This window comes from Micromonospora aurantiaca ATCC 27029, assembly GCF_000145235.1.
Taxonomy (GTDB): domain Bacteria; phylum Actinomycetota; class Actinomycetes; order Mycobacteriales; family Micromonosporaceae; genus Micromonospora; species Micromonospora aurantiaca.
In genome coordinates, this window is the sequence record NC_014391.1 from 4,844,792 (window position 1) to 4,869,528 (window position 24,737).

Here is a 24,737-nt window from a genome sequence, read left to right on the forward strand (position 1 = left end):
TTTTCCTACCAAGATCTCGTGGGCCTTCCCGCTGCGGGACATCACGCCCCCGGTCCACCCGGGCATCGCGCCCACCCGGTCCACCGTGACCCCGCACTGCTCGCCGCCCCACCCACCCACATCGGTGATCAAGGAGTTTGTGCCACTGCGGGAGCTGCTGCAGGACACAAACTCCTTGATCAACCGGGTGGGGGCGGGCAGCGCAAGGGTGAGGCGGGGCCTGGCGAGGGCAGGCAGCGCAAGGGCGAGTGCCGGGCCGGGCGAGAGCGGGACCAGGCGAGGGCGGCGGCGCAGAGGCGAGGGCACACCGGGGCAGAGGCAGAGGCGAGGGAAGGCGCTGGGGCGGGGGTCAGCGGTCGGCTGCGGGGACCGGGGTGGGCTGGTCGGAAGGCTCGGACACGTGCAGGCGCTTGGCCCGGCGGCGCAGCCACGCGGTACTCACCACGCCGGCCAGCACCGCCAGCACCAGTCCGGCCCAGGAGATGTCCTTGAGCCAGTGCTCGGCGGCCTGCCCGAGGTAGAACAGCAGGTAGGTGGTGCCGAACGCCCACACCAGCCCGCCCGCGGCGTTCGCGACCAGGAACCGGCGGTACGGCACGCGCAGCGCCCCGGCGAGCGGCCCGGCGAGGATGCGCAGCAGCGCGACGAACCGCCCGAAGAACACGGCCCAGACGCCGTGCCGGGCGAAGCTCAGCTCGGCGCGGGCCAGGTGTGCCGGGCCGAGGTGTTTCGGGAAGCGCCGGCCGAGCCGTTCCAGCAGGGGGCGGCCACCACGGCGGCCGACGGCGTACCCGACGGAGTCGCCGATGATGGCGCCTGTCGCCGCGGCGGCGGCCACCCACTCGGGCCCGACGACGCCTGTGGCGGCGAGCAGGGCGGCGCTGACCAGCACGATCTCGCCGGGCAGCGGGATGCCCATGCTCTCCACGCCGATCACCCCGCCCACGAGCAGGCAGATCAGGGCCGGTGGGAGCGCGGCGAGCCAGTGCTGTACGTCGACCACCCGCCCGACCCTACCCGCGCCGGGTCAGCCCGCGGGGGCCAGAAACTCCAGCCGGTTGCCGTGCGGGTCGTACGTGTGGAACCGACGCATGCCGGGAATCTCGTCGTCGCCCCAGGTCACTGTGTGTCCGGCGGCGTCGAGGCGGGCGGCCAGCTCGTCCAGGTCGGTGCGCAGCAGCGCGGGGTGCGCCTTGCGGGCCGGGCGGAAGTCGTCCTCGACGCCCAGGTGCAGTTCGGCGTCGTACCCGGTGAACCAGCAGCCACCGCGGGCGGCGAGGGCCGGGGGTTTGGGCTTCTCGGTGAGGCCGAGCAGGCCCGCGTAGAAGGAGCGGGACGCGTCCTCGGAGCCGCGAGGGCAGGCGAGCAGGACGTGATGGATCATGGTGGCACCTCCTCGTCCCGCAGCGTGGCACGAGGTTGCACGAATAGCAAGACGGACGTACGGTTTTGTAGAGACCGACGCAGGTAAGTGTTGCCTAAGCACGGCAGCGCCCCGGCCGGTGCGACAAACTGCTCAGGACTACTCACGGTCGCTGGTGTGAAGGAGTACGACGTGGCGAGCCTCGACACCTTCGGTGCGAAGACCCAGCTACGCGTCGGAGACGCGAGCTACGAGATTTTCAGGATCGACAAGGTGGAGGGCCACGAGCGACTGCCCTACAGCTTGAAGATCCTGCTGGAGAACCTGCTGCGGACCGAGGACGGCGCGAACATCACCGCCGACCACATCCAGCAGCTCGGCGCGTGGGACGCCACCGCCGACCCGAGCGTGGAGATCCAGTTCACCCCGGCCCGGGTGCTGATGCAGGACTTCACCGGCGTGCCCTGCGTGGTCGACCTGGCCACCATGCGCGAGGCGGTCCGTGACCTGGGCGGCGACGCCACCAAGGTCAACCCCCTGGCCCCGGCCGAGCTGGTCATCGACCACTCGGTCATCGCCGACCTGTTCGGCCGCGAGGACGCCTTCGAGCGCAACGTCGAGCTGGAGTACGAGCGCAACAAGGAGCGCTACCAGTTCCTGCGCTGGGGTCAGACCGCGTTCAACGAGTTCAAGGTCGTCCCGCCGGGCACCGGCATCGTGCACCAGGTCAACATCGAGTACCTGGCCCGTACGATCATGGAGCGCAACGGCCAGGCGTACCCGGACACGGTCGTCGGCACCGACTCGCACACCACCATGGTCAACGGCCTGGGCGTGCTGGGCTGGGGCGTCGGCGGCATCGAGGCCGAGGCCGCGATGCTCGGCCAGCCGGTCAGCATGCTGATCCCCCGGGTCGTCGGCTTCAAGCTCTCCGGCGAGATGCCGGCCGGCACCACCGCCACCGACCTGGTGCTGACCATCACCGAGATGCTGCGCAAGCACGGTGTGGTCGGCAAGTTCGTCGAGTTCTATGGCCCGGGCGTGAGCGCGGTGCCGCTGGCGAACCGCGCCACCATCGGCAACATGTCGCCGGAGTACGGCTCGACCGTGGCGATCTTCCCGATCGACGCCGAGACCGTCCGCTACCTGGAGCTGACCGGCCGCGACGCGTCTCAGGTGGCGCTGGTCGAGGCGTATGCCAAGGAGCAGGGCCTCTGGCACGACCCGGAGCGCGAGCCGGAGTACTCCGAGCGCCTGGAGCTGGACCTCGGCACCATCGAGCCGTCGCTGGCCGGCCCGAAGCGCCCGCAGGACCGGGTGCCGCTGGGCAGCGCCAAGACGCTGTTCCGCGCCGCGCTCAGCGACTACGTGGCAGCCGACGAGACCGGTGGCGACCCGGGCCGCAAGCCGGGCGTGCCGCAGCAGGAGAAGCCGTTCGGTGCCGACGGCCCGGCCGACGAGGCGTCGGCCGAGTCGTTCCCGGCCAGCGACTCCCCCGCCAACGGCGTCAACGACCCGGCGGACGCGCCGCGCGACCTGGAGACCGCCGCGGTGGGCGCGGGCGGCCGGGCCAGCAATCCGGTACGCGTGACCGGCGCCGACGGCGTCGAGTACGAGCTGGACCACGGCGCCGTGGTGATCGCCGCGATCACCTCCTGCACCAACACCTCGAACCCGCAGGTCATGATCGGCGCCGCGCTGCTGGCCCGCAACGCGGTGGACAAGGGCCTGGCCCGCAAGCCGTGGGTGAAGACCACCCTGGCGCCGGGTTCGAAGGTCGTCATGGACTACTACGACCGCGCCGGCCTCACGCCGTACCTGGAGAAGCTCGGCTTCAACCTGGTCGGCTACGGCTGCACCACCTGCATCGGCAACTCCGGCCCGCTGCCGGAGGAGGTCTCCGCCGCCGTCAACGACGGTGACCTCGCAGTCGTGTCGGTGCTGTCCGGCAACCGCAACTTCGAGGGCCGGATCAACCCGGACGTCAAGATGAACTACCTGGCGTCCCCGCCGCTGGTGGTCGCGTACGCGCTCGCCGGCACCATGGACATCGACCTGGCGAACGAGCCGATCGGCGAGGACGCCCAGGGCAACCCGGTGTTCCTGCGGGAGATCTGGCCGAACAGCGCCGAGATCCAGGACGTCATCGCCTCGGCGATCGGCGCGACCGGCTTCAGCGCCGCGTACGCCGACGTGTTCGCCGGTGACGAGCGCTGGCAGTCGCTGCCGACCCCGACCGGTGACACGTTCTCCTGGGACGGCGAGTCGACGTACGTGCGCAAGCCCCCGTACTTCGAGGGCATGCAGCAGGAGCCGGCCCCGGTCCAGGACATCGCCGACGCGCGCGTGCTGGCGAAGCTGGGCGACTCGGTGACCACCGACCACATCTCCCCGGCCGGTTCGATCAAGGCGGACTCCCCCGCCGGCAAGTACCTGGCCGAGCACGGCGTGGCCCGGCACGAGTTCAACTCGTACGGCTCCCGCCGCGGCAACCACGAGGTGATGATCCGGGGCACGTTCGCCAACATCCGGCTGCGCAACCAGCTCGTCCCGGGTGTCGAGGGCGGCTTCACGGTCAACCACCTGACCGGCGAGCAGACCTCGATCTACGACGCCTCGATGGCGTACCAGGAGGCGGGCGTCCCGCTGGTCATCCTGGCCGGCAAGGAGTACGGCTCCGGCTCGTCGCGTGACTGGGCGGCCAAGGGCACCATGCTGCTGGGCGTGAAGGCGGTCATCGCCGAGTCGTACGAGCGGATCCACCGCTCGAACCTGATCGGCATGGGCGTGCTGCCGCTGCAGTTCCCGGGCGGCGAGACCGCCGAGTCGCTGGGCCTCACCGGCACGGAGACGTTCTCGATCAGCGGCGTCACCGCGCTGAACGACGGCGACACCCCGCGCACGGTGAAGGTCACCACCGACACCGGCGTGGAGTTCGACGCCGTGGTCCGCATCGACACCCCGGGTGAGGCGGACTACTACCGGCACGGCGGCATCCTGCAGTACGTGCTGCGCCGCATGATCGCCAGCTGAGTTCTTCATGTAAGGAAGGGCCCCTTCTTAACAGACGTCTGTTAAGAAGGGGCCCTTCCTTACATCTCAGCGGAGGCGGAGCGCGACGGCGCGTGCCTCGGAGTCGGTGAGCGGCAGGAACCACAGGAAGCGCCGCACGATCGCGATCGGGTCCGGGCCGTCGGGGCGGCCGCGCAGGTCGCGGATGGCCTGCCGGGTGAGCCGGGAGAACTCGGGGATCATCGTGGCGCGGCGGGCCGCGTCGGTGGGCGCGGCCCGCAGGGTCGGGCACGGCCAGGGCTCGCCGCAGCGGTCGCAGCGCCAGGCCGGACCGCACGCGCGGTGGCCGGTCAGCGGCAGCACCACCCGGGGGTACGCCGATGTGGGTGTCGGTTCGGTCATGCCTCCACCGTGCCGAGGGTGGCCGAACAATCACACAGCGTTGTGTAATCTCCTTCGGACGGTTCTTTTGCTCCGGGGAGGAATGGGCATGAACCACGCCTTCGTCACCGCGCTGGCCGGCGCCGGCCACACCGCCGAGAGCCTGGCGGAGCGGCTCGGCCTGCACCCGAAGACGGTGGCCCGGTGGGCGAACCCCGGGCACATCCCGCAGAGCCGGCACCGCGCGACTGTGGCGAACCTGCTGGGCCAGCCGATCGAGGCGCTCTGGCCCGACGCGGTCCGCCGCCGCGAGCCCGTCTGGTTCCGCCCGTGGGTGGACATCGAACGCGAGGCGGTCGCGCTACGCACGTTCGAGCTGGCGTGGGTGCCGGGTCTGTTGCAGACCGAGGCGTACGCCCGGGCCACGTTCATCGGCCAGCCGCTGACCGCCGACGAGATCACCGACCTGGTCACCGCCCGGCTGGACCGGCAGGGCATCCTCACCCGGCCGCGCGGGCCGCTGTACGTCGTGGTGCTCGACGAGCAGGTACTGCGCCGCACCGCCGCCGGCGACCGGGCGCTGATGGCCGCGCAGGTGACCCACCTGCTCGCCTGCGCCGAGCTGCCGAACGTGCAGCTCCACGTGGTGCCGGCCGACACACCGACCTATCCCGGGCTGGACGGGCCGTTCGTCATCGCGGAGCTGCGCGACGGCAACCGCGTGGCGCATGTGGACAGCCAGGCCCGCGCGCAGATCATCGAGCAGCCCTCGGAGATTGCTACCCTGGAGCGTCGGTGGGAACGCATCCGGGGCGAGGCGCTGCCCCGCGCGCGGACCCTGGAACTGCTGAGGGAAGTGGCGGCGGCATGGACCTGAGCGGCGCCCGGTGGCGCAAGAGCACCCGCAGCGGCGGCAACGGCGGCAACTGCGTCGAGGTCGCCGGCAACCTGCCCGGTGTGGTCGGCGTCCGCGACTCGAAGGACCCGGCCGGGCCGGTGCTCACCTTCACCCCGGCCGCGTGGACCCGGTTCGTGACGTCGACCCGCCGCTGAGCCCGGTCAGGCCAGACGCGCGGCGTACACATGCACCGGATCCCCCGATTCGGACGTCGTCGCACGCTCGAAGCTCAGCCCGATCCGCTCCGCGACCCGCTGTGAGGGCATGTTGTCCGGGTGGATGATCGCGACGAGACGGTCGACGCCCAGCCGATCGCGCGCGTGGTCGCGACACGCGGCCGCCGCCTCCGTGGCGAATCCGCGACCCTGCATCCCGGTCCGCAGGTGGTAACCGACTTCGACCTCCATCACCCCGTCCACCGGCTGCGGAGTGAGACCGCAGTCGCCGACGAACTCGCCTGTCGCCCGTGACCTGAGCACCCACAGTCCGAAGCCGTGGCCGCGGTAGAGGCCCTCGTTCCAGCGGATCCAGTCCAGTGCCTCCGCCCGGATCTTCGGTCGCGGGTAGTAGCGCATCACGACCGGGTCGCCGAGAAGGGCGGCCATGTCGTCGAGGTCGTCGACGGTCATCTCGGCGAAGGTCAGTCGTCCGGTGGCGGGCGGCGGATCAGCAGTCATGGTGGCCCCGGCCCCTTCGTCACGGCTTCGAGGCTACCGAGGCCGAGCGCCGCTCACGAACCGGCGGCAACGAACGACCGCTGAAGCCGGCATCCCACTCATCGCGAAATTGCAATTCGGTGATGTCCCTCGCCCCCCCGATCGCACATCCGACACCGCAAACAATCGACGTCCATGATTCGTTGACACGCTCCGAAGCCCGTCGATACGTTGCCGATATCGCGATGAACAACGGGGGCGCTCCAGTTTCGATCCGGGAATCGAACACTGAGCCATTTTCATCCTGCGTGGCGGTCGGCTTCGACGCGGTGCAGGACGAGGATGGCCTGCACGATCGCGGTCGCTCGGCGTGGGCAGCAGCGCAGCTTGACCAGGATTTTCCAGGTCTTGAGGGTGGCGATCGCGCGTTCGCCGCGGGCGCGGATCTTCGCGTGCGCTCGGTTGACGGCCTTCTGCCGGCGTGACAGCTTCGGCCGGAAGCGGCGCCGCTTGAACGGGGTGCGCACGCTGCCGGGGGCGCCTTGATAGCCCTTGTCCGCGAAGGTCATCACGTCGGTGCTGGCCAGGGCGTCGATGATGCCGTGGGTGCGGGCGGCGGTCAGGTCGTGCGTCGAGGCGGGCAGCGCGGCCGAGGCCCAGACGAGACGCCCGGCCGCGTCGGCGATGACCTGCACGTTCACGCCGTGACGCTTGTGTTTTCCGGAGTAGTACGGCTTCTGGTTGGCGACCCGGTCGATCGGGATCAGGGTGCCGTCGAGGATTGCGTAGGCGAGCAGACGGATCCTGGTCATGGCCGTGGCCAGGTCGTCGGCGGTCGCGGCGAGCAGGTCGATGGCCTCGCGGACATAACGCCAGGCGGTCGTGACGCCGATGTCGAATCCGGCGGCCAGGCGGGTGTAGGTGTCGCCGTTGCGCAGGTGGGCCAGGGCGAGCAGGGCTTGCCGGCCGGGGTCGAGGCGTCGCCACCGAGACCGTTGCTGCTGGCGGCGGGTTCGGATGAGGGCGGCGAGGTGGTTCAGGCTGCGGGTGGACAACGGAATCGCGGCAGGGTAAGACAGCACAGCGAGGCTCCCGGTTGGGGCATCTGATCTTGGTCGATTGCTGTCTTACCGGGAGCCTCGTCCTACCTGGACACCGGCCTCCCACACCGCCCGTGACCTGCGCCGTCACGATGAAAATGGCTCACTGGGAAGGATTTCATGAAGACGACGATCAGACTTCTGGCCCTGCCGGCCCTGATCCTGCCGGCGATCCTCGCCGGCACTCCGGCACTGGCCGGCACCGGCACCGCCGCAGGCACGGCCGCTCCGGCTGCTGTCACGTCGATCGAGCGCAAGGCGGGGTCGTCCTCGCAGGCCAGGGCCTACTGGACGGCCGAGCGCATGGCGGCGGCCACTCCCGCCGACGAGGTGGAGAAGGCCGCCGGCCCGGTCACCCAGAGCCCCACCGCGGAGCGGGTGCGGCGCTTCGCGGAGGCGGTGGCACCGAAGGACGGCAGCGGCTTCGGCACCCAACTGAACGAGTCGATCACGGTGGGGAAGATCTTCTACACCAGTTCCACCGACGGTCTCGGCCACTACTGCTCGGCGAGCGTGGTGAACAGTCCGGCGCGCAACATGGTCTTCACCGCCGCGCACTGCGTGCACGACGGGCCGGGCCGGGACTGGCACACCGCGAACTGGATGTTCGTGCCGTCGTACCGCAACGGCGCGCAGCCGTACGGCACCTGGGACTGGTCCACGCTCGCGGTGCCGAGCGGCTGGATCAGCACCCGTGAGCGGCAGTACGACGTGGCCGTCGCGCTCGTCTACGGCAGCCGGTCGATCGTGGACGCGGTCGGCGCCAACGGGCTGCTCACCGGCGGTGGCCGGGCGTACCACTACGACATCTTCGGCTACCCGAGCAACAAGGACAGCGGCGAGATCCAGTGGGTCTGCTCGGGCACGTCGAGGGACGCGGGCAGCAACCGGATCGAGATGAACTGCGGCTTCGGGGGCGGTTCGAGCGGCGGCCCGTGGTACTACAGCTACGACAACACCACCAGACGTGGTGACGTGCACGGGGTGATGAGCTACTCGAGCGGCTCGAACACGAACGGCTCGCCGTACTTCTCCGCCGCGGTGGTGGGGACGCTCTACAACACGTACGCGAACGACACCTGGTGAACGACGGTCCGCCTGGTGTGCCACCCGGCGCACCAGGCGGGCCGGCACCAGGCGGACCGGCACCCGGCCCGGAGGAGGCGACATGTCACATCGTGTGCTGCTCGGCGCGGCCGCCGTCGCGGCGCTCGCCGTCGCCGCGGCCGTCGTGGTCCTCGCGGCGCGCGAGGGCGACGCGGGGCGACCGGCGCCGCCCGGCCCGGTGGTCGCGACGCACAATCCGAGCCCCGGCGCCACCGACCCGTCCGAATACTGGACGAGGGAACGAATGCGGGACGCCATCGGCGACTGATTCACCGAATTGCATTCACCGGCCACCACAGCTGTTATTCGCCGCAGCGCAATTCCCATTCCGGTCAGCCGGCGGCGCTCTCCAGTACGGCCTTGAGCCGGGCCAGGTCCGCCTCCACGAGCGCGGTGTCCCGGTCGAAGTCCGCGTCGCTCATGCCTGGCATCCGCCGCAGGCTGAACACCACCTCGGTGGCGTCGCCGTCGGCGATGGCGCGCAACGGCACGTACACCGTCTCGCCCGACGGCGTCCGCACCTCGTGGTCGAGCACGCCGTACTCGTTGGCAGGGGCGAACGTGAGCCGCGCCCGCCCTTCGGGTGTGTCCACGAACCAGTGGCCGTCGACGGACACGACCGAACCGCCGAGGCCCGGCGCCCAGCGGGTCAGGTTCGCCGGGTCGGCGGCGAAGGCGTAGACCTCCGCCACCGGACGATCGATGTGGACGCTGAGGTGCCGGGTGTCAGTGGCCATACGCCGATGATCACACGGCTGTCGGACGCCTGCGTTACGCTGCCGCCGATTCCCACAGACACCCCCCCGGAGAGACGACCACATGGGCATGGTGTTCACCGCACGCCGGCTGTCCGGCGCGGAACTGGCGACGGTGCTGGCCGATCCGGACACGGTCGGCGCGCTGTTCCAGGGCGGTCCGGACGAACTCGACCTCGACAAGGCGTGGCACGGGCTGCACTACCTGCTGACCGGCACCACGTACGAGATCCGGGGCGACGCCGGGCCGGCGATCGTCGGCGGCGACCCGATCGGGCCGGATCTCGGCATGGGCCCGGCCCGGCTGCTCATGCCGGATGCGGTCCGCACCGTGGCCGCCGGGCTCGACGCGGTGGACGACGCGACGCTGCGGGCCCGCTTCGACCCGGAGGCCATGTCGGAGGCCGAGATCTACCCGCACATCTGGGACGACGGCGACGACGAGTTCGACGGCTACCTGCTGCCCTACTTCACCGCGCTGCGCGACTTCTACCGCGACGCGGCGGCGAGCGGCGACGCCGTGCTGCTCGCCGTCACCTGAGCCGCCGCGAATCGGCGCGCGGGCACCCGAGCGGTCGCGAGCCGGTGCGCGGGCACCTGAGCCGCCGAAACCGGCGCGCGGCGCCGGGGCGGGCGCCGGTAGCGTGCCGGCGTGGGACTCGACGCGTTCGTGTACTGCCGGTGCTGGCAGGACGGCCTCGCCACGCCGTGCCCGATCGGGCCGGTCGGCTACGACGAGGACGGGTGGCTCGCGCTGGTGCAGGCCGGCGAGTACGACGGGGCCGCCGACAACGCCTTCTACGCGTGGATGACCGGGGACGCCTGCCCGCACCGGCACATGGAGCTGGTCAGCGAGCGCGTGTCCAACTGGGCCGGCGTACGCCTGTTCCAGCAGGCGTTGCGCGCGGCCGGCGAGCACCGTTTCCCGACGCTCGCCGCCGCGCTGCCGGACGCCAACGGCGGCTCGCTGCCCGCCGACCGGGCAGCGGTCGCGCTCGCCGAGCTGGACGCGATCGCAGGCACCGACCAGATCACCGACGAGGTCGAGCTGATCGACGAGGCGACTGGCGCAGTCGTGATGCAGTACGTCGAGGCCTACCGCGGGTTGTTCATGTTCGGCCCCGGCTTTCAGGCGGGCGTCGACCCGGACGGCTTCTTCGTCCTCGACCGCGCCGACCCGCCGGTGACGCTGTTCCGGGCCGTCCGGTTCGGCCAGCGGCCGCTGCCCGGCGACCGGGTGGAGTTCACCGCCGGCGGGACGCGGACGGTGGTGGCGATGCGGCCGGTGGGCGAGCACGGCGAGCCGCCGCCCGAACGGCTCGCGGTGCGGACCCGGAGCCGGCCGGGCGAGGACTTCGCCTACATCGTGGAGCCGCTGCGCCGGCTGTGCGCGGCGTCGGTGGCCACCGGCAACCCGGTCATGTGGTGCTGACGGGCGGCGCTCACCACGGGATCGTGCCCGCGTCCTCGACGTAGCCGCCGGTCGGCCCGTCGTCGGGGAGCGTCGCCAGCCGGATCGCGACCGCCGCGCCCTGCTGTGGGGTCCGCACGCCCCGGAAGCCGTTCAGGTCGGTCGCGGTGAAGCCGGGGCAGCCGGCGTTGACCAGGATGTTCGTCCCGGCGAGCGCCCGCGCGTACTGGATCGTCACCGCGTTGAGCATGCTCTTGGACGGCGCGTACGCGACCGACAGCGGACCGGTCTGGTCCTCGCCTGTGGATGCGCTCTGCCTGGTCAGCGAGCCGACGCCGCTGGACATGTTGACGATCCGCGGCGAGGCCGAGCGGCGCAGCAACGGCAGCATCGCCTCGGTCACCCGGACCACCCCGATCACGTTCACCTCGACGGCGGCCCTGATGGTCGCGACGTCCACGTCACCCGGGTGCTGGGGCACGCCACCTGTCACGCCCGCGTTGTTGACGAGCACGTCCAGGCCACCGGCCTCCGTCTCCAGCAGCCGGGCGGCGGCGGCCACGCTCGCGTCGTCGGTCACGTCCAGCGGTACGGCGAACGCGTCCACGCCGCCCGCGCGCAGCTTCGCCACCGCCTCGGCGAGCCGCTGCCCGTCCCGGGCGCCGACGCCCACCCGCCAGCCGAGCGCGCCCAGGCCGGCCGCGATCTCGTACCCGATTCCCTTGTTCGCGCCGGTCACCAGCGCGATCGTCCGTTCACTCATGGTGTCGATCCTGTCCGCGCAGCGGGCGGGCCTCCAACACCACCTCGGTAGCGGGCGATACCCGACGGGTATCAATCCGGCGGTACGGTGGCGGGATGGAGACGCGGGAGCTTCGCTACTTCGTCGCGGTCGCCGAGGAACTGCACTTCGGCCGCGCCGCGCGACGCCTCGGCATCGCCCAGCCGCCGCTGTCGCGGGCGATCCGCCAGCTCGAACGGCGCCTCGGCGTGACGCTGCTGGAACGGGACAGCCGCCGCGTCGCGCTCACCGGGGCCGGATCGGTGCTGCTCCGTGAGGGCCGGGCGGCCCTGGACGCGGTGGACGCCGCGGACCGCCGTACCCGCCGCGCCGGTGAGGCCGCGAACGGCGGCGCCGGGCTCGTGCTGGCGACGAAGGCGGGGGCGTCGAGCGAGCTGCTGCCGAAACTGCTCGACGCGTACGCCGCCGAGCCGGACGCGGTCCGGGTGGAGGTGCTGCTGTCCGGCATCGGTGAGCAGGAACGGCTGCTGCGCGACGGTCGGGCCGACGTGGCGCTGCTGCACCTGCCGTTCGACTCGACGACCGGACTGGACACCGAGGAACTGGTGACGGAACAGCAGGTCGTGGTCCTGCCGGCGGGGCATCCGCTGGCCGGGCGGGCGCAGCTGCGGATGGCCGACGTCGAGACGCTGCCCGGCCTGCCGCTGCCGCGCTGGCCGCTGCGCGACGGCACCTACCCGGACGGGCCGGGCCCCGAGGTGCGGGACCACTCCCAGTTGCTCCAGCTGGTCGCGCTCGGGCGTACCGCGGTGCTGCTGCCGGAGTCGTGCCGGTCGCTGCTGTGGCCGGACATGGCCGCCGTGCCGGTGCCGGACGCGCCGACGGTGACCACCGTGATCGCCTGGCCGCCGCACAGCCGGTCCCGGGCGCTGGCCGGACTGGTCCGCACCGCCACCCGCCTGTGAGGACCGGCGTTAGGACAGATCCTTGCGCATCTGCTGGGTGACCACCCGGTAGCCGGACGTCTCGTACAGCTTGCGGGCCGTCTCGTTGGCGCCGAAGACGTTCAGCTCCAGCGCCTGGGCGCCGTGCTCCCGGGCCGCCCGCTCCCCGGCCGCCAGCAGCGCCCGCCCGAGGCCCCGGCCCCGGTGCCCGGCGGCCACCTCGATGTCGTAGAGGAACGCGCAGTCGGCGAGACCGCGCGGGTGGGTCAGGCCGATCCACAGCCGGCCGACGGGTGAGCCGTCGGCCAGCTCGCCGACCAGGAACAGCATGCCGGGCGTGGCAATGCCCTGCGGCAGGAAGCCGACGGTGGCCTCCCGGGCCCGGCCGAGCGCCTCCTCGGGCGTCCAGTTGCCGGCCGTGACGTGCTCCCGCGCGTACCCGGCGGCCAGCTCGTCCTGCCATCTGTCGAACTCGTCCGGGTTCATCGCCCGGACCGTCACCTCGGTCATCGCCACTCCCCCGTCGATGTTGTGACCGCTCAGTCCTCGGCGGCGCGGCGGCGCGCCTCCCGCAGCTTCATGGCGTGCTCCAGCAGCGTGATCAGCACCTCCTTGGCCGACTCCCGCTTGCGCGCGTCGCACAGCACCACCGGCACACCCGGGTCCAGGTCGAGCGCGGCCTGCACCTCGTCCAGACGGAACGTCTTGGCGCCCTCGAAGCAGTTCACCGCCACCACGAACGGCGTACCGCGCCCCTCGAAGTAGTCGATCGACGGGAAGCAGTCGGCCAGCCGGCGGGTGTCGGCGAGCACCACCGCGCCGAGCGCGCCGAGCGCCAGCTCGTCCCAGACGAACCAGAACCGGTCCTGCCCGGGCGTGCCGAACAGGTAGAGCACCAGGTCGTCGCTGATGGTGATGCGGCCGAAGTCCATCGCCACGGTGGTGGTCGACTTCTCCTCGATGCCGGACAGGTCGTCGATGCCGATCCCGGTCTCGGTCAGCACCTCCTCGGTCCGCAGCGGGCGGGTCTCACTGACCGCGCCGACCATTGTGGTCTTGCCGACGCCGAACCCGCCCGCGATCAGGATCTTGATCGCGGTGGGCAGCGGCGCGGCGCCCGCCGGCCGCTCAGAGCGCCCGTAGTCCATTGATAACCGCCTCGAAAACGTGCTCGTCGGGAAGGCCGGCGGTGGTCGCGCGCGGCTCGCGTACCTGTACCAGGCTGCGGGCGGCCAGGTCTCCGAGGAGGACCCGGACCGTGCCCACCGGCAGGTCGAGATGGGCGGCGATCTCGGCCACGGAGAGGATCCGCTGGCAGAGGCCGACGATCGCCACGTGCTCCGGGCCCAGCCCGGACTCCGACCCGACATCGGTGCGGGTCGAGGTGACCAGCGAGATCAGGTCGAACGTGCCGGTGACCGGGCGGGCCCGGCCTCCGGTCACCGCGTACGGGCGCACCACCGGGCCGGCGTGGTCGTCCACCCACTCCTGCTCCGCGGAGTCCCCCCGGCCGGTCATCGTGCCGCGTTCTCGCCGAGGGGCTGTTCCCGGGTCGGTGACGCGACGAACCGGCCGACCCGGGTGACGAGCATGGCCATCTCGTACGCGATCAGGCCGACGTCCGCGTCCTCCGAGGCCAGCACCGCCAGGCAGGCGTTGCGCCCGGCCGCGGTGACGAACAGGAAGGAGGACTGCATCTCGATGATGGTCTGCTGTACGTGCCCGCCACCGAACCGCTTGCCCGCGCCGCGGGCCAGGCTCTGGATGCCCGCCGCCATCGCGGCCAGGTGCTCGCCGTCGTCCCGGCTCAATCCGCGGGACGAGGCCATCAACAGTCCGTCGGTGGAGAGCGCCACGGCGTGCTCCGCCTGCTTGACCCGGCCGACCAGGTCATCCAGCAGCCACGTCAGATCCGCGCTCGAAGCCGTCTTCTGCGCCACTCGTCGTCCTCATCTTCCCGGCTGGTGTGCCGTCAGCTTCCGGTTTCCGTCGCGTCGACGTCCCGGTCAGGTAACCTGCTCGTCCGCGTCGGCCGGCCCACCGCCGGCCCCCTGCGCTCCGCCGAGCAGGCGCGCGGCATCGGTACGGCCGCGTCGGGTGCCGCTCTGGTAGGAGCTCATCATCCGGCGCACCTGCTCCGGTGCACGCGCCGTGTCGTCGTCGGCGGCGTCGTCGTCCGCCCCGGTCTGGTCGTGCCGCAGCTCCGGCACGAGGCTGGCCTGGCGTACCCGGACCGGCAGTCCCGCGTCGGTGACCGGCGCCGTCTCCGCCTCGGTCTCCGGCTCCGCCGGTGATGCCTCTGCCGCGTCCGTCGTGGCGGCGGGCCGACGCTCCACCACCGCGAGCTCCGTGGTGGGCCCCGCCACCGCGGGCTGCCGCTTGCGGGTACGGGCGGGCAGCCCGGAGGGGGTCAGCCGAGGTGCCTGGGTCACCGGCTCCGGCGCCTGCGGGGCGGGCTCGGCCGGCTGGTCCGGTTCGGCGCCGCCGTCCGGGCCGGACGGGATCGCCGGCCCGTCGCCGTCGCCGGCCGGCGTGCTCCGTGCCGGAGCCGGCGCGGGCGCCGCGGGCAGGGCCGTCCCGGGTGCGGGCAGGCCGTCGGCCTCGTCGGCGCCGTCGGCGCCCTCGGCGGTGATCAGTTCACGCGGGATCAGCACCACTGCGGTGGTGCCGCCGTACGCGGACTCCTTGAGCTGCACCTTGACGCCGTGCCGCTCGGTGAGCCGGCTGACCACGAACAGGCCGAGCCGGGCGGCGTCGGCGAGGTTCAGCTCGGACCGGTCGACGATGCGCGCGTTGGCGGCGGCCAGCTCGTCGGCGCTCATGCCGAGGCCGCGGTCCTCGATCTCGATGGCGAAGCCGTTGACCACGAGCTGACCGCGGACCTCCACAGTGGTCTGCGGCGGCGAGAAGGAGAGTCCGTTCTCGATCAGCTCGGCCAGCAGGTGGATCACGTCACCGACGGCACGGCCGGTGAGCGACACCTCGCCGAGCGGGAACACGGTGACCCGGGTGTAGTCCTCGACCTCGGCGACCGCGCCGCGGACCACGTCGACCATGGGGACGTTGCGCCGCCAGGCCCGGCCCGGCGTCGAGCCGGAGAGCACGATCAGGTTCTCCGCGTTGCGCCGCATCCGGGTGGCCAGGTGGTCGACCCGGAACAGATCCTCCAGCTCCTCGGCGTCGTGTTCCCGGCGTTCCATCGCGTCCAGCAGCGTCAGCTGCCGGTGCACGAGCGCCTGGGTACGCCGGGCCAGGCTGAGGAACACGTCGCGGACGCTGCGGCGCAGTTCGGCCTGCTCGACGGCGGTCCGGACGGCGGTCTCCTGCACGACGTTGAACGCCTTGCCCACCTGGCCGATCTCGTCGTCGCCGAACTGCAGGGGTGGCGCCTCGCGGGCGACGTCCACCTCCTCGCCGCGGCCCAGGCGCTCCACGACGCTCGGCAGCCGTTCGTGCGCCAGCTTGAAGGCGGCCTCGCGGAGCCGTTCGAGCTGGCGGACGAGCGCCCGCGCCGTGGTGATCGACACGACCACGGAGGCGATGACGGCGATCAGGCCGAGACCGGCGGCGAGCACCAGCCGCACGATGACGCCCACCGCGACCGGCGTGGCCCGGGAGACGATGTCCTCACCGCCGGCGAGGATCACCTCGCGCAGGTCGGCCATCGCCTTCTCGGCGGCGGCCTGCCAGGCCGCGGCGGTCACCGGCGGGCGCACCTCGGCGCCCTTGGCCGCGAGCACCTGGTCCTGGAGCGTGCGGAGCTGCTGGAACGCGTCGCCCTCGACCATCCGCTCGAAGCGGGCACGGTCGCCGGGGGCGAGTTCGCGGGCGGTGCGGTCGGCGAGGAACCACTGCGCGCCGACCAGGCGGGCGAACGCGGTCTGCTCGCCGACGGTGATCCGGTTGGCCGCGATCGCGCCGGTGAGCAGCGCGTCCTGTTGGGACAGCAGCTCCCGGGACCGGTTGAGGTCGATGAGCGCGGCGGTGTCCTCGGCGATCTCGTCGTCGTCGAGGCCGCCGAGGGCGTCGAAGACCGCGAAGATCCCGTCGACCGCGTCGTCGTACGCGATCAGCGTGGTGGTCCGGTCGATGGTCTTGCGGCTGACGTCGGCGCGTACCTGGCCGAGCTGGTCCAGCTCGGCCTTCAGCTCGTCGAGCCGCTGCATCAGCTCCTCGCTGGCCGGGATCTCGGTGCGCCAGTCCCGCACCGAGCGCCACAGCGCGCCGGCGGTCTCGTCGGTACGCGCGCGCTGGGCCTCCAGCTCCTGCAACCGGCTCGGGTCGGACTCGCCGAGGTAGCGCAGCGACAGCCGCCGCTCGGCCTGCAGCTCCAGAAGCAGCGGGTCGCTCGGTTCGAAGACGCGCGCGTTGAGCGTCTGCACGCCGAGCAGGTTGAATCCGTCCCGTACGGTCACCCATGCGGCGAACGCCCAGAGCGCGGTCAGCGACGCCAGCAGCGCGATGATCTTCGTACGGAGATTCGTACTGCGGGAACCCATCACACCGTCCTGGCCCGGTCTTCGGTCGGTCCGAAATCCGATCGACTCCGGCGCACGCTAGCAGCCGTCGGGAACCTCATTCAAGCGATCCTGATCATGGTAGGTGCGGCCCCGGTCCGGGTCGCCCCGGCACGGCCGGAGGCCGCCAGCACCGCGGCGCGCACGATCCGCGTCGGGCGGTAGAGGTCCTTGTCGTGCCATAGTGCCGGTTCACCGTCGCATCCGTCCAGCTCGGACAGTCGGCGACGCCCCCGCGCCAGCGCCGACGTGATCCGGGAGTCGCCGGACCGGCCCGCGTCGGCCAGGGCGAGCACCGCGTACGCGGTCTCCTCGGCGGTGCCGTCCCACCGTCCCCAGGAGCCGTCCGGGCGCTGCGTGTCCAGCAGCCAGGCCACCCCCCGCTCGACCGCGGCGCGCGCCGCGCCGTCCGGCGCGTGGTCGGCGAGCGCCAGCAGCACCGCGTAGGTGGCGTAGTACGGCGAGGCGTGCCAGCGGTCCTCCCACCGCCCGTCCGGCTCCTGCCGGCCCAGCAGCCACTCGGTGACCCGGCGCCGGGCGCCGGTGACGCCGGGCGCGCTCGGTTGCTCGCCGAGCGCGTCGAGCACGTGCGCGTTCGTGGTCAGCGACGCCCCGTCCTCCCCCGGCCAGGTGCAGAAGTGCCGTCCGGTGTCGAACCCGGCCAGCGGCGCGACGCCGGGCGCGCGGCCCAGCCGGGCCAGCGCGTAGAGCGTGACCGCCGTGGTGTCGGCGTCGGCGGGCAGGCCGGGCGCGGTGGCCGCACCGGCCGGTCCGACAGCGGCGCGCAGCTCGGTCAGCACCGGGTCGGGCGCGCCGACCGGCACGCCGGCCCGGACCAGGATGCCGAGCACCCAGGCCCGTTCGAAGACGGTGATCGGGCTCGCGCAGGGCACCGGACCGGGCCGGGCGACAGCGTTCAGGTAGTCCAGTGCCGGCCCGGGCTCCGGACCGCCCAGCCAGGCGGCGGTCGCGGCGGGTGAGGCGCCGACCGCGCCGCTGGCCGAGGGACGCACCCCGGGCGCGCGGTACGCCAGCTCGCCCGCCACCTCCAGCGCGTGCGCCAGCTTCTCCGGTACCGGCCTCCCGGTGGCGAGCAGTCCGCGTACCCGGGTCAGCCGGGCCGCGTCGAGACCGGCCGGCAGCGGCAGACGGGGCCGGCCGGCCCACTCGGCCAGCCCGGGTGGCGGACCGGCCGGCCCGTCGAGATGCCGGTCCACAGCGGTCAGCAGCGCCGGCACGATCAGGTCGGTGGCCGGCAGGTCCGGCGGGGCGCCGGCGCGCAGCGCGCCGGTCAGGTACGCCAGCCCTCGGTGCGCGGCGGCGGCGGGCGCGGCGGCCGGGCCGTCGCGGTGCAGCACGGTCAGCAGCGCCTCGATCGCGCTCAGCGTCGGCACCAGCGCGTACCCGCCGGCACCGCCCCAGCCGCCGTCCGGACGCTGCCGGTCCAGCAGCCAGGCCACGCGCCGGTCGTGGCCGTCGAGCCAGGGCGCGAGCGCGACCAGCCGTCCGGTCTCGTAGACCGACGGCGACGTCTGCCCCTCCGGTTCACCGCCGAGCGCCGTGATCAGGTCGTGCGTGGTCCCGGACCGGGTGGCGGGCACCGATCCGGCGGTGAGCGTCACCGCACGCCCCAGAAGTCGGTGTTCCGGTAGAAGCCGGTGGTGAAGCCGAGCTGCCGGGACAGGAAGTCGGCCTCCCGCGGCACCTCGCCGGCCAGCTTCGCCAGCAGGACGCGGCAGTGGTCGACCTGCTCGGCGAAGCGCCGCTCGACCTCGGCCGGGTCGTCGACCAGCAGCAGCGCGTTGAGGTCGCCGGACTCGGCGTCGCGGCGGTGGGTGCCGAGGTCGTTGACCAGGCGCAGGGCCCGCTGGACCTCGTCGCCGACCTGGATCAGCCGCTCCAGCGTGCCGGCGTCGGACACCGATCCGGTGTGGATCCAGTGCGCCACGTTCACCACTGTGGCGGCGAGGTTGTCGGCGTTGGCCAGATAGTCGTCGAGGGTGGGGCGGCCGGTGCGCCGCCAGTCCCACTCGCGGGCCATCGCGTCGAGCGTGCGTGCCATCGTGTCCCGCCAGTGGCCGCGCAGCGCCGGATAGGCGGGCGCGGCGGCGACGTCGTCCCGCAACTCGGCGAGGAACAGGCCCAGCGGGTCGGCGGACTCGCCGCCGTCGAGCACGTCCAGGCAGACGCCGGTGATCCGGTCGACCTCGGCCCGGCTGGTGGCCTGGTGGTCGACCAGCCAGTCGACGGCGAAGCCCCAGAGGACCGCGCGGTTGGTCACCGCGAGTTCGGCGGCGGTGTGCCAGGGGGCGCTGAACGCCATCGCCTGCGCGATGCTGCTGAACAGCGTCGCGTCGAACGGGTCGCCGGGGAACAGCTCGGGGTGCGCGGCGGCGGCCCTGCGCAGGCCGCGCTGGCCCTGCGCGGCGAGCGCGCAGACCCGGCCCTGCTCCGCGGCGACCGCAAGCGGATCGGGTGTCGGCCCGTCGGTCATGCCGGCTCCGTCCGCCCGGCGGCGACGAGCGTCAGCTCGACGCGTTCGCGCGGCCGCAGGGCCGCGGCCAGCCGCAGTCCGGGTACGCCGGGGCGGTGCAGCCGGAACCGGTAGCGGCTGAGCATGGTGGCGAGGATGAGCTGGGCCTCCAGGTAGAACAGGTACATGCCGAGGCACTGGTGCGGGCCGCCGCCGAACGGGAAGTGGGCGTACCGGTGCCGGGCCCGGACCCGCTCGGGGCGGAACCGTTCCGGGTCGAACTCGTCCGGACGGTCCCAGAACTGCCGCATCCGCTGGGTGATCAGCGGGCTGACCGCCATCGTGGCGCCGGGCTCGATCGGCACGCCGTCGATGACGTCCTCGGCGACCGCGCGGCGCGGGATGATCCACCCGATCGGGTAGAGCCGCAGCAACTCGTCGAGCACCATCCGGGTGTACGTGAGGCGGCTCAGGTGCTCGCGGCGTACCGGCTCGCCGCCGACCACCTCGTCGATCTCGGCGTAGAGCCGCTCGGCCACCTCGGGGTGCTGGTCCAGGTGCGGCCAGGCCCAGGTCAGCACGTTGATGGTGGTCTCCGTGGTGGCGGCGAACATCGCCACTGTGTCGTTGCGGACCTGCCGCTCGTCGAGCTGCCGCCCGTCGTCGGTGCGGGCCTGCCAGAGCGTCGAGATGACGTCGTCGCCCTGGTCGGCGGACTCGCGTGTCTCGCGGACGATCGGCACCAGCACGTCGTCGACGATGCGGACGGCGCGGGCGAACGTGCGGTCCCCCGGCATCGGCAGGGACAGAGGCGCGAACGGCACGATGATCCGGGGGATGACGGCGGTGGCGATCCGGTCCTGCGCCTCGATCACGCGCATCGCGTCCGGCACCGAGATCCGGTCGGCGAAGAGCACCTTCATGATCGCCCGGCTGACGATCCGCGCCTGCTCCACGCCGATGTCGACCGGCTGCCCGGCGCGGGCCGGCTCGTCCAGCTCCTCCACCGCGTCGCGGATCGCGTCGGCCATCCCGTCGACCAGCGCCTCGACCCGCTTGGCGGTGAACATCGGCTGGAGCATCCGGCGGCTGGCCGACCAGATCTGCCCCTCGCCGAGGATCCCCTCGCCGAACAGCCGCTTGACCGGGCGCCAGAACAGCCCGTCACCGGCCCGTTCGTAGTTGTCCGCCCGGTCGCGCAGGACGTGCTGCACGTGCTTGGGGTGGGTGACCAGGTAGGGACGGAACGAGCCGAGGTTGAGCCGGACCAGGTCGCCTTCGGTACGGTTACCGATGTCGATGAGGGCCCGGGCGGGGTCGCGGAGCACCGCCGGCAGGATCTGCCGCAGCGGCACGGTTCGGGGTCGGCCGGTGGGCCTCGGTGTGTCCGTTGGTTCGGGCACCTGAACGCTCCCTCGGTTGACTCAGGGTCGCGACTCCGTATCGACCCGTGACGTTGCTCGCGAGCATGCCATCCTGAGCCGCAGATCAAAAGGCAGGTCGGAGGATATTTCACGTAGCAACAATCTCTTTGTCGAGAATGGAGCCGGTGGGATATGCGTCACTCGCGTACACAGTGGCCGTTGCGGAGAGCGAGCAACGCTCACCTCCGGCGGACGGCGGCAGAACGCGGGCGCGGACCCGTCCGCTGTGCCAAGCTTCGGGCATGGACGACAAGACCATCCTCAGCCGGATCTCGGAACTCGTCGACGAGGAGCACCGGCTGCGTGCCGACGCGCAGCAGCACGAGGCCGGCACCGACGACGAGGCGCGGGAGCGGCTGCGCGCGCTGGAGGAGTCCCTGGACCAGTGCTGGGACCTGCTGCGCCGCCGCCGGGCCGCCCGCCAGGCGCACGGCGACCCGGACGCCCAGGGCGAGCGCCCGGTGCCGGAGGTCGAGCGCTACCTCCAGTGACCCGGACCGGCGGGCGTCCCGGGCGGTCTCCCGCCCGGGACGCCCGCCGGGTCAGCGGATGCCCGCCTCCCGCAGCAGCGCCTCGGTCAGCGCCATCGGGTCGGTCACCGTCGCGGGCATCCCGCGGGCGGTGAACCAGGCGGCCACCACCCGCACGTCGCGGGCCAGGAAGTCGGCCCCCTGCGGGTTGGCCACCACGTCGACCACCTGCGGCAGGTCGATCATCACCAGCCGGCCCGCGTGCACCAGCAGGTTGTACGGCGACAGGTCGCCGTGTGCGTACCCGGCCCGGGCGAGCACAGTCAGCGCCTCCACGAGCTGGTCCCACAGGTCGCGCAGCTCGTCGTCGTCGGGCCGGACCTGGGCCAGCCGCGGCGCGGCCTCCCCCGCCTCGGCGTCGCCGACGAACTCCAGCATCAGCTCGGTGCCGAGCAGCTGCACCGGGTAGGGCACGGCGATCCGCCCGGAGGCGGCCCCGATCTCCCAGAGCTGGGACAACGCGGCGAACTCGGCCGCCGCCCACTGCCCGGCGATCATCTGCCGGCCGAACGCGGTGCGGCCGGTCATCGCCCGCATCTCACGGGACCGGCGTACCCGGCGGCCCTCCAGGTAACCGGCGTCCCGGTGGAACAGCCGGTGCTGGGCGTCGCGGTACCGCTTGACCGCCAGCAGGCACGCGCGGTCGGTGCCCGGCACGGCGCGGCGGACCAGGTGGACGTCCGCCTCCTTGCCGGTCTTGAGCACCCCGAGCTCGGTGTCCCGGGCGGCCAGTTCGGTGACCAGCCACTCCGGGTGCGGCTCGGGGCCGTGGACGGCCTGGTCCCAGGAGGACCAGGCGTCCTCCGCCTCGGGCTCGGCGTCCGGGTCGGTGAGGGTCGGCGGGGTGTGCCGCCCCCGCTTCAGGAAGTCGGGTTCGTCGTCGTCGAAGCGGCTCTTGCCGCGGCCACGGCGCTGCGGCGCCGGGATGTCGTGATCGCGCACGGGTGGATCTGTCCTTCGATCGAGGCTGGTGGAGGCAGGTGGTACGACCCTGCGAAAACGGCCATGACCGACCCCCTCTCCTCGACCGGGCACACCCGGCTGCGCACTCGCGCGGCACCATGCTCGTGCCCCGCCCGCGGCGGGTCAACGGATTTTCCGCGTGGTGCGCCGCTGTGCCGCCGCGCTGCCTGCCGGCCGCGCCGCTGCCGCCGTCAGCCGGCCAGTACGGCCGCGACGGCCGCGATCAGACCGTCCTCGATCCGGGTGGGCGCGAACCTCGGGTCGGACCAGCGGCGTCCCCGGTGCAGCCAGACGCTGGGCAGGCCCACGGCGGTCGCGCCGCCGATGTCCGCCTCCGGACTGTCGCCGACCACCCACGCGCCCCGTAGCGGCATCCGGGCCCGCTGGGCGGCGAGCGCGAAGATCCTCGGGTTCGGCTTGCTGACGCCCGCCTCCTCGGAGATCACCCAGTCGGCGACGTACCGGTCCAGGCCGGTCTTGCGGATCTTGGCGTCCTGTTGACGGGACGCGCCGTTGGTGACCACCACCGGCACCCAGCCGGCGTCGGCCGCGATCCGCAGCGCGCAGGCCACCAGCGGATCGAGCCGCATGTGGGCCACCACGCCGTCGTGCAGCTCGTCGACCAGGTCGATCGAGGGGATGCGCAGCGCGTACCGGTCGCGGATCGCATCCGCCACGTCCCACCTGTTGGTCAGCCCGTCCGCGTCCACGGACACCAGCCAGTCGAGGTCGGCCCGGGGCGCGCCGATGCCGTCCAGGAAGCGTTCTCCCCAGGCGCGGAACGGCCCGTCGCGGTCCAGCAGGGTGTTGTCCAGATCGAGCAGGAGCAACGGCACCTGGGCACCCTACGGGAACGGCTGGAGCACCGACAGGGCCGAGGGCCCCGCCACGGCGATCAGGCGACGAGGACGGCGCGATCCGCCCCGGCGTCGAGCGGGCGGTCCAGCAGCATCGTGTGCGCCGCGCGGGTGGCGGCCAGCGCGTCCGGGTCGAGCGTGGCCACCAGCACGTCCTCGCCGGTGTCGGCGCCCCGGGCCAGCGGCCGGCCCTCCGGGTCGTACACCGCCGCGCCGCCGTTGAAGCGCCACGGATCGGTGCCGCCGACCGAGTTGGCGAACACCACGTACATCGTGTTGTCCAGCGCCCGGGCGGCGTAGTAGAGGTCGCGGCGGTGCGCCGAGCCGGCCAGGTAGCCACTCGGGCAGAGGTAGCCGTGTGCGCCGTCGCCGGCGGCGGCCCGCGCGTGCTCCGGGAAACAGCCGTCGTAGCAGACGCCCAGACCCAGCCGCCACGTGTCGACCTCGATCGTGGCGCCCCGGCGTCCGGCGTCGAACAGCTCCCGCTCGCCGCTCCAGAGCTGCTGCTTGTCGTACGCGGCGGTGACAGTGCCGGCCGGGTCCACGACGAGCGAGGAGATGGTGCGCCGCCGGTCGGGGTGGCGGACGGCGGCGCCGATCACCACTGCCGCGCCCGCGTCGGCGGCGGCGGAGCGCAGCGGGTCCAGCCGGGTGTCGGTCACCCGGCCGTCGGCGTCGGCAGCCACGTCCGTGGCGTCCGGATCGGCGCCGAGCGTCGGCGGGTGGTACGCCGGCAGGAACAGCTCGGGCAGCACCACGACGCGGGCGCCCTCGGCCCGGGCGACGAGGCGGGCGGCGGCACCGGCGTTGCCGGCGACGTCGCCGGGGACCGGCTGGGCCTGGACGGCGGCGACGGTGAGCGGGCGCGCGGGAGGGGCGGTCACCCGCCGATCGTAACCACCGGACGGCGGCAGATGATCAAGCGTCGGAGCATCTCAAGCCGTACGTACGGTTTGCATCGGCCGCTTCCACCTGCGACGATCCGTTCGTGCCCAGAGTAAGTCAGGACCAGCTCGACGCGCGCCGGCAGGAGATCCTCGCGGCGGCGCGGGCGTGTTTCGCCCGGCACGGCTACGAGGGCGCCACCGTGCGGCGGCTGGAGGAGGCCACCGGCCTGTCCCGGGGCGCGATCTTCCACCACTTCCGGGACAAGGACTCCCTCTTCCTCGCCGTGGCCGAGGACGACGCCGCCGCGATGGTGGAGACGGTGGCCCGCAACGGCCTCGTGCAGGTCATGCGCGACCTGCTGGCCCGGGCCGTCTCGCCGGACACCACCGGCTGGCTCGGCAGCCAGCTGGAGGTCTCCCGCCGGCTGCGCACCGACCCCGCCTTCGCCAAGCGCTGGGCGGAGCGTTCCGAGGCCATCGCCGGGGCCACCCGGGAGCGCCTGCTGCGCCAGCGCGAAGCCGGCGTGCTCCGCGACGACGTGCCGATCGACGTGCTGGCCCAGTTCCTGGAGCTGGCCTACGACGGGCTGGTGCTGCACCTGGCGATGGGCCGTCCGGCCGGCGACCTGGCCCGGGTGCTCGACCTGGTCGAGGAGGCCGTCCGCCGGCACTGAACCGGCGCCGGTCTCGGTCCGGTAACTACCCCGCTCCAGGAGA

Annotated in this window: 28 protein-coding genes; 10 read left to right on the forward strand and 18 right to left on the reverse strand. The window is 72.8% G+C overall.

Annotated elements, in window-relative coordinates; translation table 11 throughout:
- Positions 1-349 precede the first annotated feature (349 nt).
- Together MICAU_RS21255 and MICAU_RS21260 are read right to left on the reverse strand one after the other, a co-directional pair.
- Positions 350-1,003, reverse strand: coding sequence for a DedA family protein (locus MICAU_RS21255; RefSeq protein ID WP_013287400.1), 654 nt, complete (start codon positions 1,001-1,003; stop codon positions 350-352).
- A 24-nt stretch (positions 1,004-1,027) separates the two neighbouring features.
- Positions 1,028-1,384 carry a VOC family protein gene (locus tag MICAU_RS21260; RefSeq protein ID WP_013287401.1) on the reverse strand — a complete coding sequence of 119 codons (357 nt, stop codon included), beginning with the start codon at positions 1,382-1,384 and terminating at the stop codon, positions 1,028-1,030.
- A gap of 156 nt (positions 1,385-1,540) precedes the next feature.
- Here MICAU_RS21260 and MICAU_RS21265 point away from each other — a divergent pair, with 156 nt between their 5' ends.
- A complete protein-coding gene (locus MICAU_RS21265; RefSeq protein WP_041784228.1) occupies positions 1,541-4,396 on the forward strand; it encodes an aconitate hydratase in 2,856 nt (951 codons plus the stop codon).
- Between the two features lie 66 nt (positions 4,397-4,462).
- On the opposite strand, the gene MICAU_RS21270 is transcribed toward MICAU_RS21265, so the two are convergent.
- Positions 4,463-4,777 (reverse strand): hypothetical protein, encoded by a 315-nt coding sequence (locus MICAU_RS21270; RefSeq protein WP_013287403.1) that lies wholly within the window; start codon positions 4,775-4,777, stop codon positions 4,463-4,465.
- Positions 4,778-4,865: 88 nt separating this feature from the next.
- Between MICAU_RS21270 and MICAU_RS21275 the strand changes: the two genes are divergently transcribed.
- Together MICAU_RS21275 and MICAU_RS21280 are read left to right on the forward strand one after the other, a co-directional pair.
- On the forward strand, positions 4,866-5,633 hold the full coding sequence (locus MICAU_RS21275; protein ID WP_013287404.1) for a DUF5753 domain-containing protein: 768 nt from the start codon (positions 4,866-4,868) through the stop codon (positions 5,631-5,633).
- Entirely contained in the window at positions 5,624-5,809 is a 186-nt protein-coding gene (locus MICAU_RS21280) for a DUF397 domain-containing protein (protein WP_013287405.1), read from the forward strand. The genes MICAU_RS21275 and MICAU_RS21280 overlap by 10 nt, the downstream gene beginning before the upstream one ends.
- Before the next feature lie 6 nt (positions 5,810-5,815).
- Here the strand turns inward: MICAU_RS21280 and MICAU_RS21285 are convergent, their stop codons facing one another.
- The gene (locus MICAU_RS21285; RefSeq protein ID WP_013287406.1) at positions 5,816-6,331 is read right to left on the reverse strand and encodes a GNAT family N-acetyltransferase; all 516 of its coding nucleotides are present in this window, start codon (positions 6,329-6,331) and stop codon (positions 5,816-5,818) included.
- Between the two features lie 278 nt (positions 6,332-6,609).
- Positions 6,610-7,392, reverse strand: a complete 783-nt coding sequence (locus tag MICAU_RS21290) for an IS5/IS1182 family transposase (protein ID WP_013285023.1) — start codon at positions 7,390-7,392, stop codon at positions 6,610-6,612.
- 138 nt (positions 7,393-7,530) lie between these two features.
- Between MICAU_RS21290 and MICAU_RS21295 the strand changes: the two genes are divergently transcribed.
- Positions 7,531-8,496 carry a trypsin-like serine peptidase gene (locus tag MICAU_RS21295; RefSeq protein ID WP_013287407.1) on the forward strand — a complete coding sequence of 322 codons (966 nt, stop codon included), beginning with the start codon at positions 7,531-7,533 and terminating at the stop codon, positions 8,494-8,496.
- An 82-nt stretch (positions 8,497-8,578) separates the two neighbouring features.
- Positions 8,579-8,785: a hypothetical protein gene (locus MICAU_RS21300; RefSeq protein WP_013287408.1), complete on the forward strand. Its 207-nt coding sequence runs from the start codon at positions 8,579-8,581 to the stop codon at positions 8,783-8,785.
- Positions 8,786-8,849: 64 nt separating this feature from the next.
- On the opposite strand, the gene MICAU_RS21305 is transcribed toward MICAU_RS21300, so the two are convergent.
- Positions 8,850-9,254, reverse strand: coding sequence for an SRPBCC family protein (locus MICAU_RS21305; RefSeq protein ID WP_013287409.1), 405 nt, complete (start codon positions 9,252-9,254; stop codon positions 8,850-8,852).
- 88 nt (positions 9,255-9,342) lie between these two features.
- On the opposite strand from MICAU_RS21305, the gene MICAU_RS21310 reads away from it, so the two are divergent.
- Both MICAU_RS21310 and MICAU_RS21315 read left to right on the forward strand, forming a co-directional pair.
- The gene (locus tag MICAU_RS21310) at positions 9,343-9,813 is read left to right on the forward strand and encodes a YfbM family protein (RefSeq protein ID WP_244879647.1); all 471 of its coding nucleotides are present in this window, start codon (positions 9,343-9,345) and stop codon (positions 9,811-9,813) included.
- Between the two features lie 111 nt (positions 9,814-9,924).
- Complete coding sequence (locus MICAU_RS21315; protein WP_013287411.1) at positions 9,925-10,704, forward strand: hypothetical protein; 780 nt, start codon at positions 9,925-9,927, stop codon at positions 10,702-10,704.
- A 10-nt stretch (positions 10,705-10,714) separates the two neighbouring features.
- Here MICAU_RS21315 and MICAU_RS21320 read toward each other — a convergent pair whose 3' ends face one another.
- Positions 10,715-11,446 (reverse strand): SDR family NAD(P)-dependent oxidoreductase, encoded by a 732-nt coding sequence (locus MICAU_RS21320; protein ID WP_013287412.1) that lies wholly within the window; start codon positions 11,444-11,446, stop codon positions 10,715-10,717.
- Positions 11,447-11,541: 95 nt separating this feature from the next.
- On the opposite strand from MICAU_RS21320, the gene MICAU_RS21325 reads away from it, so the two are divergent.
- A complete protein-coding gene (locus tag MICAU_RS21325; RefSeq protein WP_013287413.1) occupies positions 11,542-12,390 on the forward strand; it encodes a LysR family transcriptional regulator in 849 nt (282 codons plus the stop codon).
- A gap of 9 nt (positions 12,391-12,399) precedes the next feature.
- Here MICAU_RS21325 and MICAU_RS21330 read toward each other — a convergent pair whose 3' ends face one another.
- From MICAU_RS21330 to MICAU_RS21365, 8 genes are all read right to left on the reverse strand, one after another.
- Complete coding sequence (locus MICAU_RS21330) at positions 12,400-12,879, reverse strand: GNAT family N-acetyltransferase (RefSeq protein WP_013287414.1); 480 nt, start codon at positions 12,877-12,879, stop codon at positions 12,400-12,402.
- 29 nt (positions 12,880-12,908) lie between these two features.
- Complete coding sequence (locus MICAU_RS21335; protein WP_013287415.1) at positions 12,909-13,517, reverse strand: GTP-binding protein; 609 nt, start codon at positions 13,515-13,517, stop codon at positions 12,909-12,911.
- The gene (locus tag MICAU_RS21340; RefSeq protein ID WP_013287416.1) at positions 13,498-13,887 is read right to left on the reverse strand and encodes a DUF742 domain-containing protein; all 390 of its coding nucleotides are present in this window, start codon (positions 13,885-13,887) and stop codon (positions 13,498-13,500) included. Before MICAU_RS21340 ends, MICAU_RS21335 begins: the two co-directional genes overlap by 20 nt.
- Positions 13,884-14,309, reverse strand: coding sequence for a roadblock/LC7 domain-containing protein (locus tag MICAU_RS21345; RefSeq protein WP_013287417.1), 426 nt, complete (start codon positions 14,307-14,309; stop codon positions 13,884-13,886). Before MICAU_RS21345 ends, MICAU_RS21340 begins: the two co-directional genes overlap by 4 nt.
- 66 nt (positions 14,310-14,375) lie before the next feature.
- Positions 14,376-16,868, reverse strand: a complete 2,493-nt coding sequence (locus MICAU_RS21350) for a sensor histidine kinase (RefSeq protein WP_013287418.1) — start codon at positions 16,866-16,868, stop codon at positions 14,376-14,378.
- An 80-nt stretch (positions 16,869-16,948) separates the two neighbouring features.
- The gene (locus MICAU_RS21355; RefSeq protein WP_013287419.1) at positions 16,949-18,508 is read right to left on the reverse strand and encodes a prenyltransferase/squalene oxidase repeat-containing protein; all 1,560 of its coding nucleotides are present in this window, start codon (positions 18,506-18,508) and stop codon (positions 16,949-16,951) included.
- The gene (locus MICAU_RS21360) at positions 18,505-19,380 is read right to left on the reverse strand and encodes a terpene synthase family protein (protein WP_013287420.1); all 876 of its coding nucleotides are present in this window, start codon (positions 19,378-19,380) and stop codon (positions 18,505-18,507) included. Before MICAU_RS21360 ends, MICAU_RS21355 begins: the two co-directional genes overlap by 4 nt.
- Positions 19,377-20,714, reverse strand: coding sequence for a cytochrome P450 (locus MICAU_RS21365; RefSeq protein WP_030274215.1), 1,338 nt, complete (start codon positions 20,712-20,714; stop codon positions 19,377-19,379). Before MICAU_RS21365 ends, MICAU_RS21360 begins: the two co-directional genes overlap by 4 nt.
- 311 nt (positions 20,715-21,025) lie before the next feature.
- Between MICAU_RS21365 and MICAU_RS21370 the strand changes: the two genes are divergently transcribed.
- The gene (locus tag MICAU_RS21370) at positions 21,026-21,274 is read left to right on the forward strand and encodes a DUF2630 family protein (RefSeq protein WP_013287422.1); all 249 of its coding nucleotides are present in this window, start codon (positions 21,026-21,028) and stop codon (positions 21,272-21,274) included.
- Between the two features lie 51 nt (positions 21,275-21,325).
- On the opposite strand, the gene MICAU_RS21375 is transcribed toward MICAU_RS21370, so the two are convergent.
- The 3 genes from MICAU_RS21375 to MICAU_RS21385 all read right to left on the reverse strand — a co-directional run bounded on the left by MICAU_RS21375 (position 21,326) and on the right by MICAU_RS21385 (position 24,017).
- Positions 21,326-22,255, reverse strand: coding sequence for a serine protein kinase RIO (locus MICAU_RS21375; RefSeq protein ID WP_013287423.1), 930 nt, complete (start codon positions 22,253-22,255; stop codon positions 21,326-21,328).
- A gap of 212 nt (positions 22,256-22,467) precedes the next feature.
- Positions 22,468-23,112 (reverse strand): HAD family hydrolase, encoded by a 645-nt coding sequence (locus MICAU_RS21380; protein WP_013287424.1) that lies wholly within the window; start codon positions 23,110-23,112, stop codon positions 22,468-22,470.
- A 59-nt stretch (positions 23,113-23,171) separates the two neighbouring features.
- Positions 23,172-24,017 carry a carbon-nitrogen hydrolase family protein gene (locus MICAU_RS21385; protein ID WP_013287425.1) on the reverse strand — a complete coding sequence of 282 codons (846 nt, stop codon included), beginning with the start codon at positions 24,015-24,017 and terminating at the stop codon, positions 23,172-23,174.
- 104 nt (positions 24,018-24,121) lie between these two features.
- On the opposite strand from MICAU_RS21385, the gene MICAU_RS21390 reads away from it, so the two are divergent.
- A complete protein-coding gene (locus MICAU_RS21390) occupies positions 24,122-24,694 on the forward strand; it encodes a TetR/AcrR family transcriptional regulator (protein ID WP_013287426.1) in 573 nt (190 codons plus the stop codon).
- Positions 24,695-24,737: the final 43 nt, after the last annotated feature.

What these genes read in the sequence shown, in the direction of transcription:
- MICAU_RS21260 (WP_013287401.1), bottom strand. Translation starts at nt 1,384, where the DNA reads ATGATCCATCACGTCCTGCTCGCCTGCCCTCGCGGCTCCGAGGACGCG.
- MICAU_RS21270 (WP_013287403.1), bottom strand. Translation starts at nt 4,777, where the DNA reads ATGACCGAACCGACACCCACATCGGCGTACCCCCGGGTGGTGCTGCCG.
- MICAU_RS21275 (WP_013287404.1), top strand. Translation starts at nt 4,866, where the DNA reads ATGAACCACGCCTTCGTCACCGCGCTGGCCGGCGCCGGCCACACCGCC.
- MICAU_RS21280 (WP_013287405.1), top strand. Translation starts at nt 5,624, where the DNA reads ATGGACCTGAGCGGCGCCCGGTGGCGCAAGAGCACCCGCAGCGGCGGC.
- MICAU_RS21285 (WP_013287406.1), bottom strand. Translation starts at nt 6,331, where the DNA reads ATGACTGCTGATCCGCCGCCCGCCACCGGACGACTGACCTTCGCCGAG.
- MICAU_RS21295 (WP_013287407.1), top strand. Translation starts at nt 7,531, where the DNA reads ATGAAGACGACGATCAGACTTCTGGCCCTGCCGGCCCTGATCCTGCCG.
- MICAU_RS21300 (WP_013287408.1), top strand. Translation starts at nt 8,579, where the DNA reads ATGTCACATCGTGTGCTGCTCGGCGCGGCCGCCGTCGCGGCGCTCGCC.
- MICAU_RS21305 (WP_013287409.1), bottom strand. Translation starts at nt 9,254, where the DNA reads ATGGCCACTGACACCCGGCACCTCAGCGTCCACATCGATCGTCCGGTG.
- MICAU_RS21310 (WP_244879647.1), top strand. Translation starts at nt 9,343, where the DNA reads ATGGTGTTCACCGCACGCCGGCTGTCCGGCGCGGAACTGGCGACGGTG.
- MICAU_RS21320 (WP_013287412.1), bottom strand. Translation starts at nt 11,446, where the DNA reads ATGAGTGAACGGACGATCGCGCTGGTGACCGGCGCGAACAAGGGAATC.
- MICAU_RS21325 (WP_013287413.1), top strand. Translation starts at nt 11,542, where the DNA reads ATGGAGACGCGGGAGCTTCGCTACTTCGTCGCGGTCGCCGAGGAACTG.
- MICAU_RS21330 (WP_013287414.1), bottom strand. Translation starts at nt 12,879, where the DNA reads ATGACCGAGGTGACGGTCCGGGCGATGAACCCGGACGAGTTCGACAGA.
- MICAU_RS21335 (WP_013287415.1), bottom strand. Translation starts at nt 13,517, where the DNA reads ATGGACTACGGGCGCTCTGAGCGGCCGGCGGGCGCCGCGCCGCTGCCC.
- MICAU_RS21340 (WP_013287416.1), bottom strand. Translation starts at nt 13,887, where the DNA reads ATGACCGGCCGGGGGGACTCCGCGGAGCAGGAGTGGGTGGACGACCAC.
- MICAU_RS21350 (WP_013287418.1), bottom strand. Translation starts at nt 16,868, where the DNA reads ATGGGTTCCCGCAGTACGAATCTCCGTACGAAGATCATCGCGCTGCTG.
- MICAU_RS21360 (WP_013287420.1), bottom strand. Translation starts at nt 19,380, where the DNA reads ATGACCGACGGGCCGACACCCGATCCGCTTGCGGTCGCCGCGGAGCAG.
- MICAU_RS21370 (WP_013287422.1), top strand. Translation starts at nt 21,026, where the DNA reads ATGGACGACAAGACCATCCTCAGCCGGATCTCGGAACTCGTCGACGAG.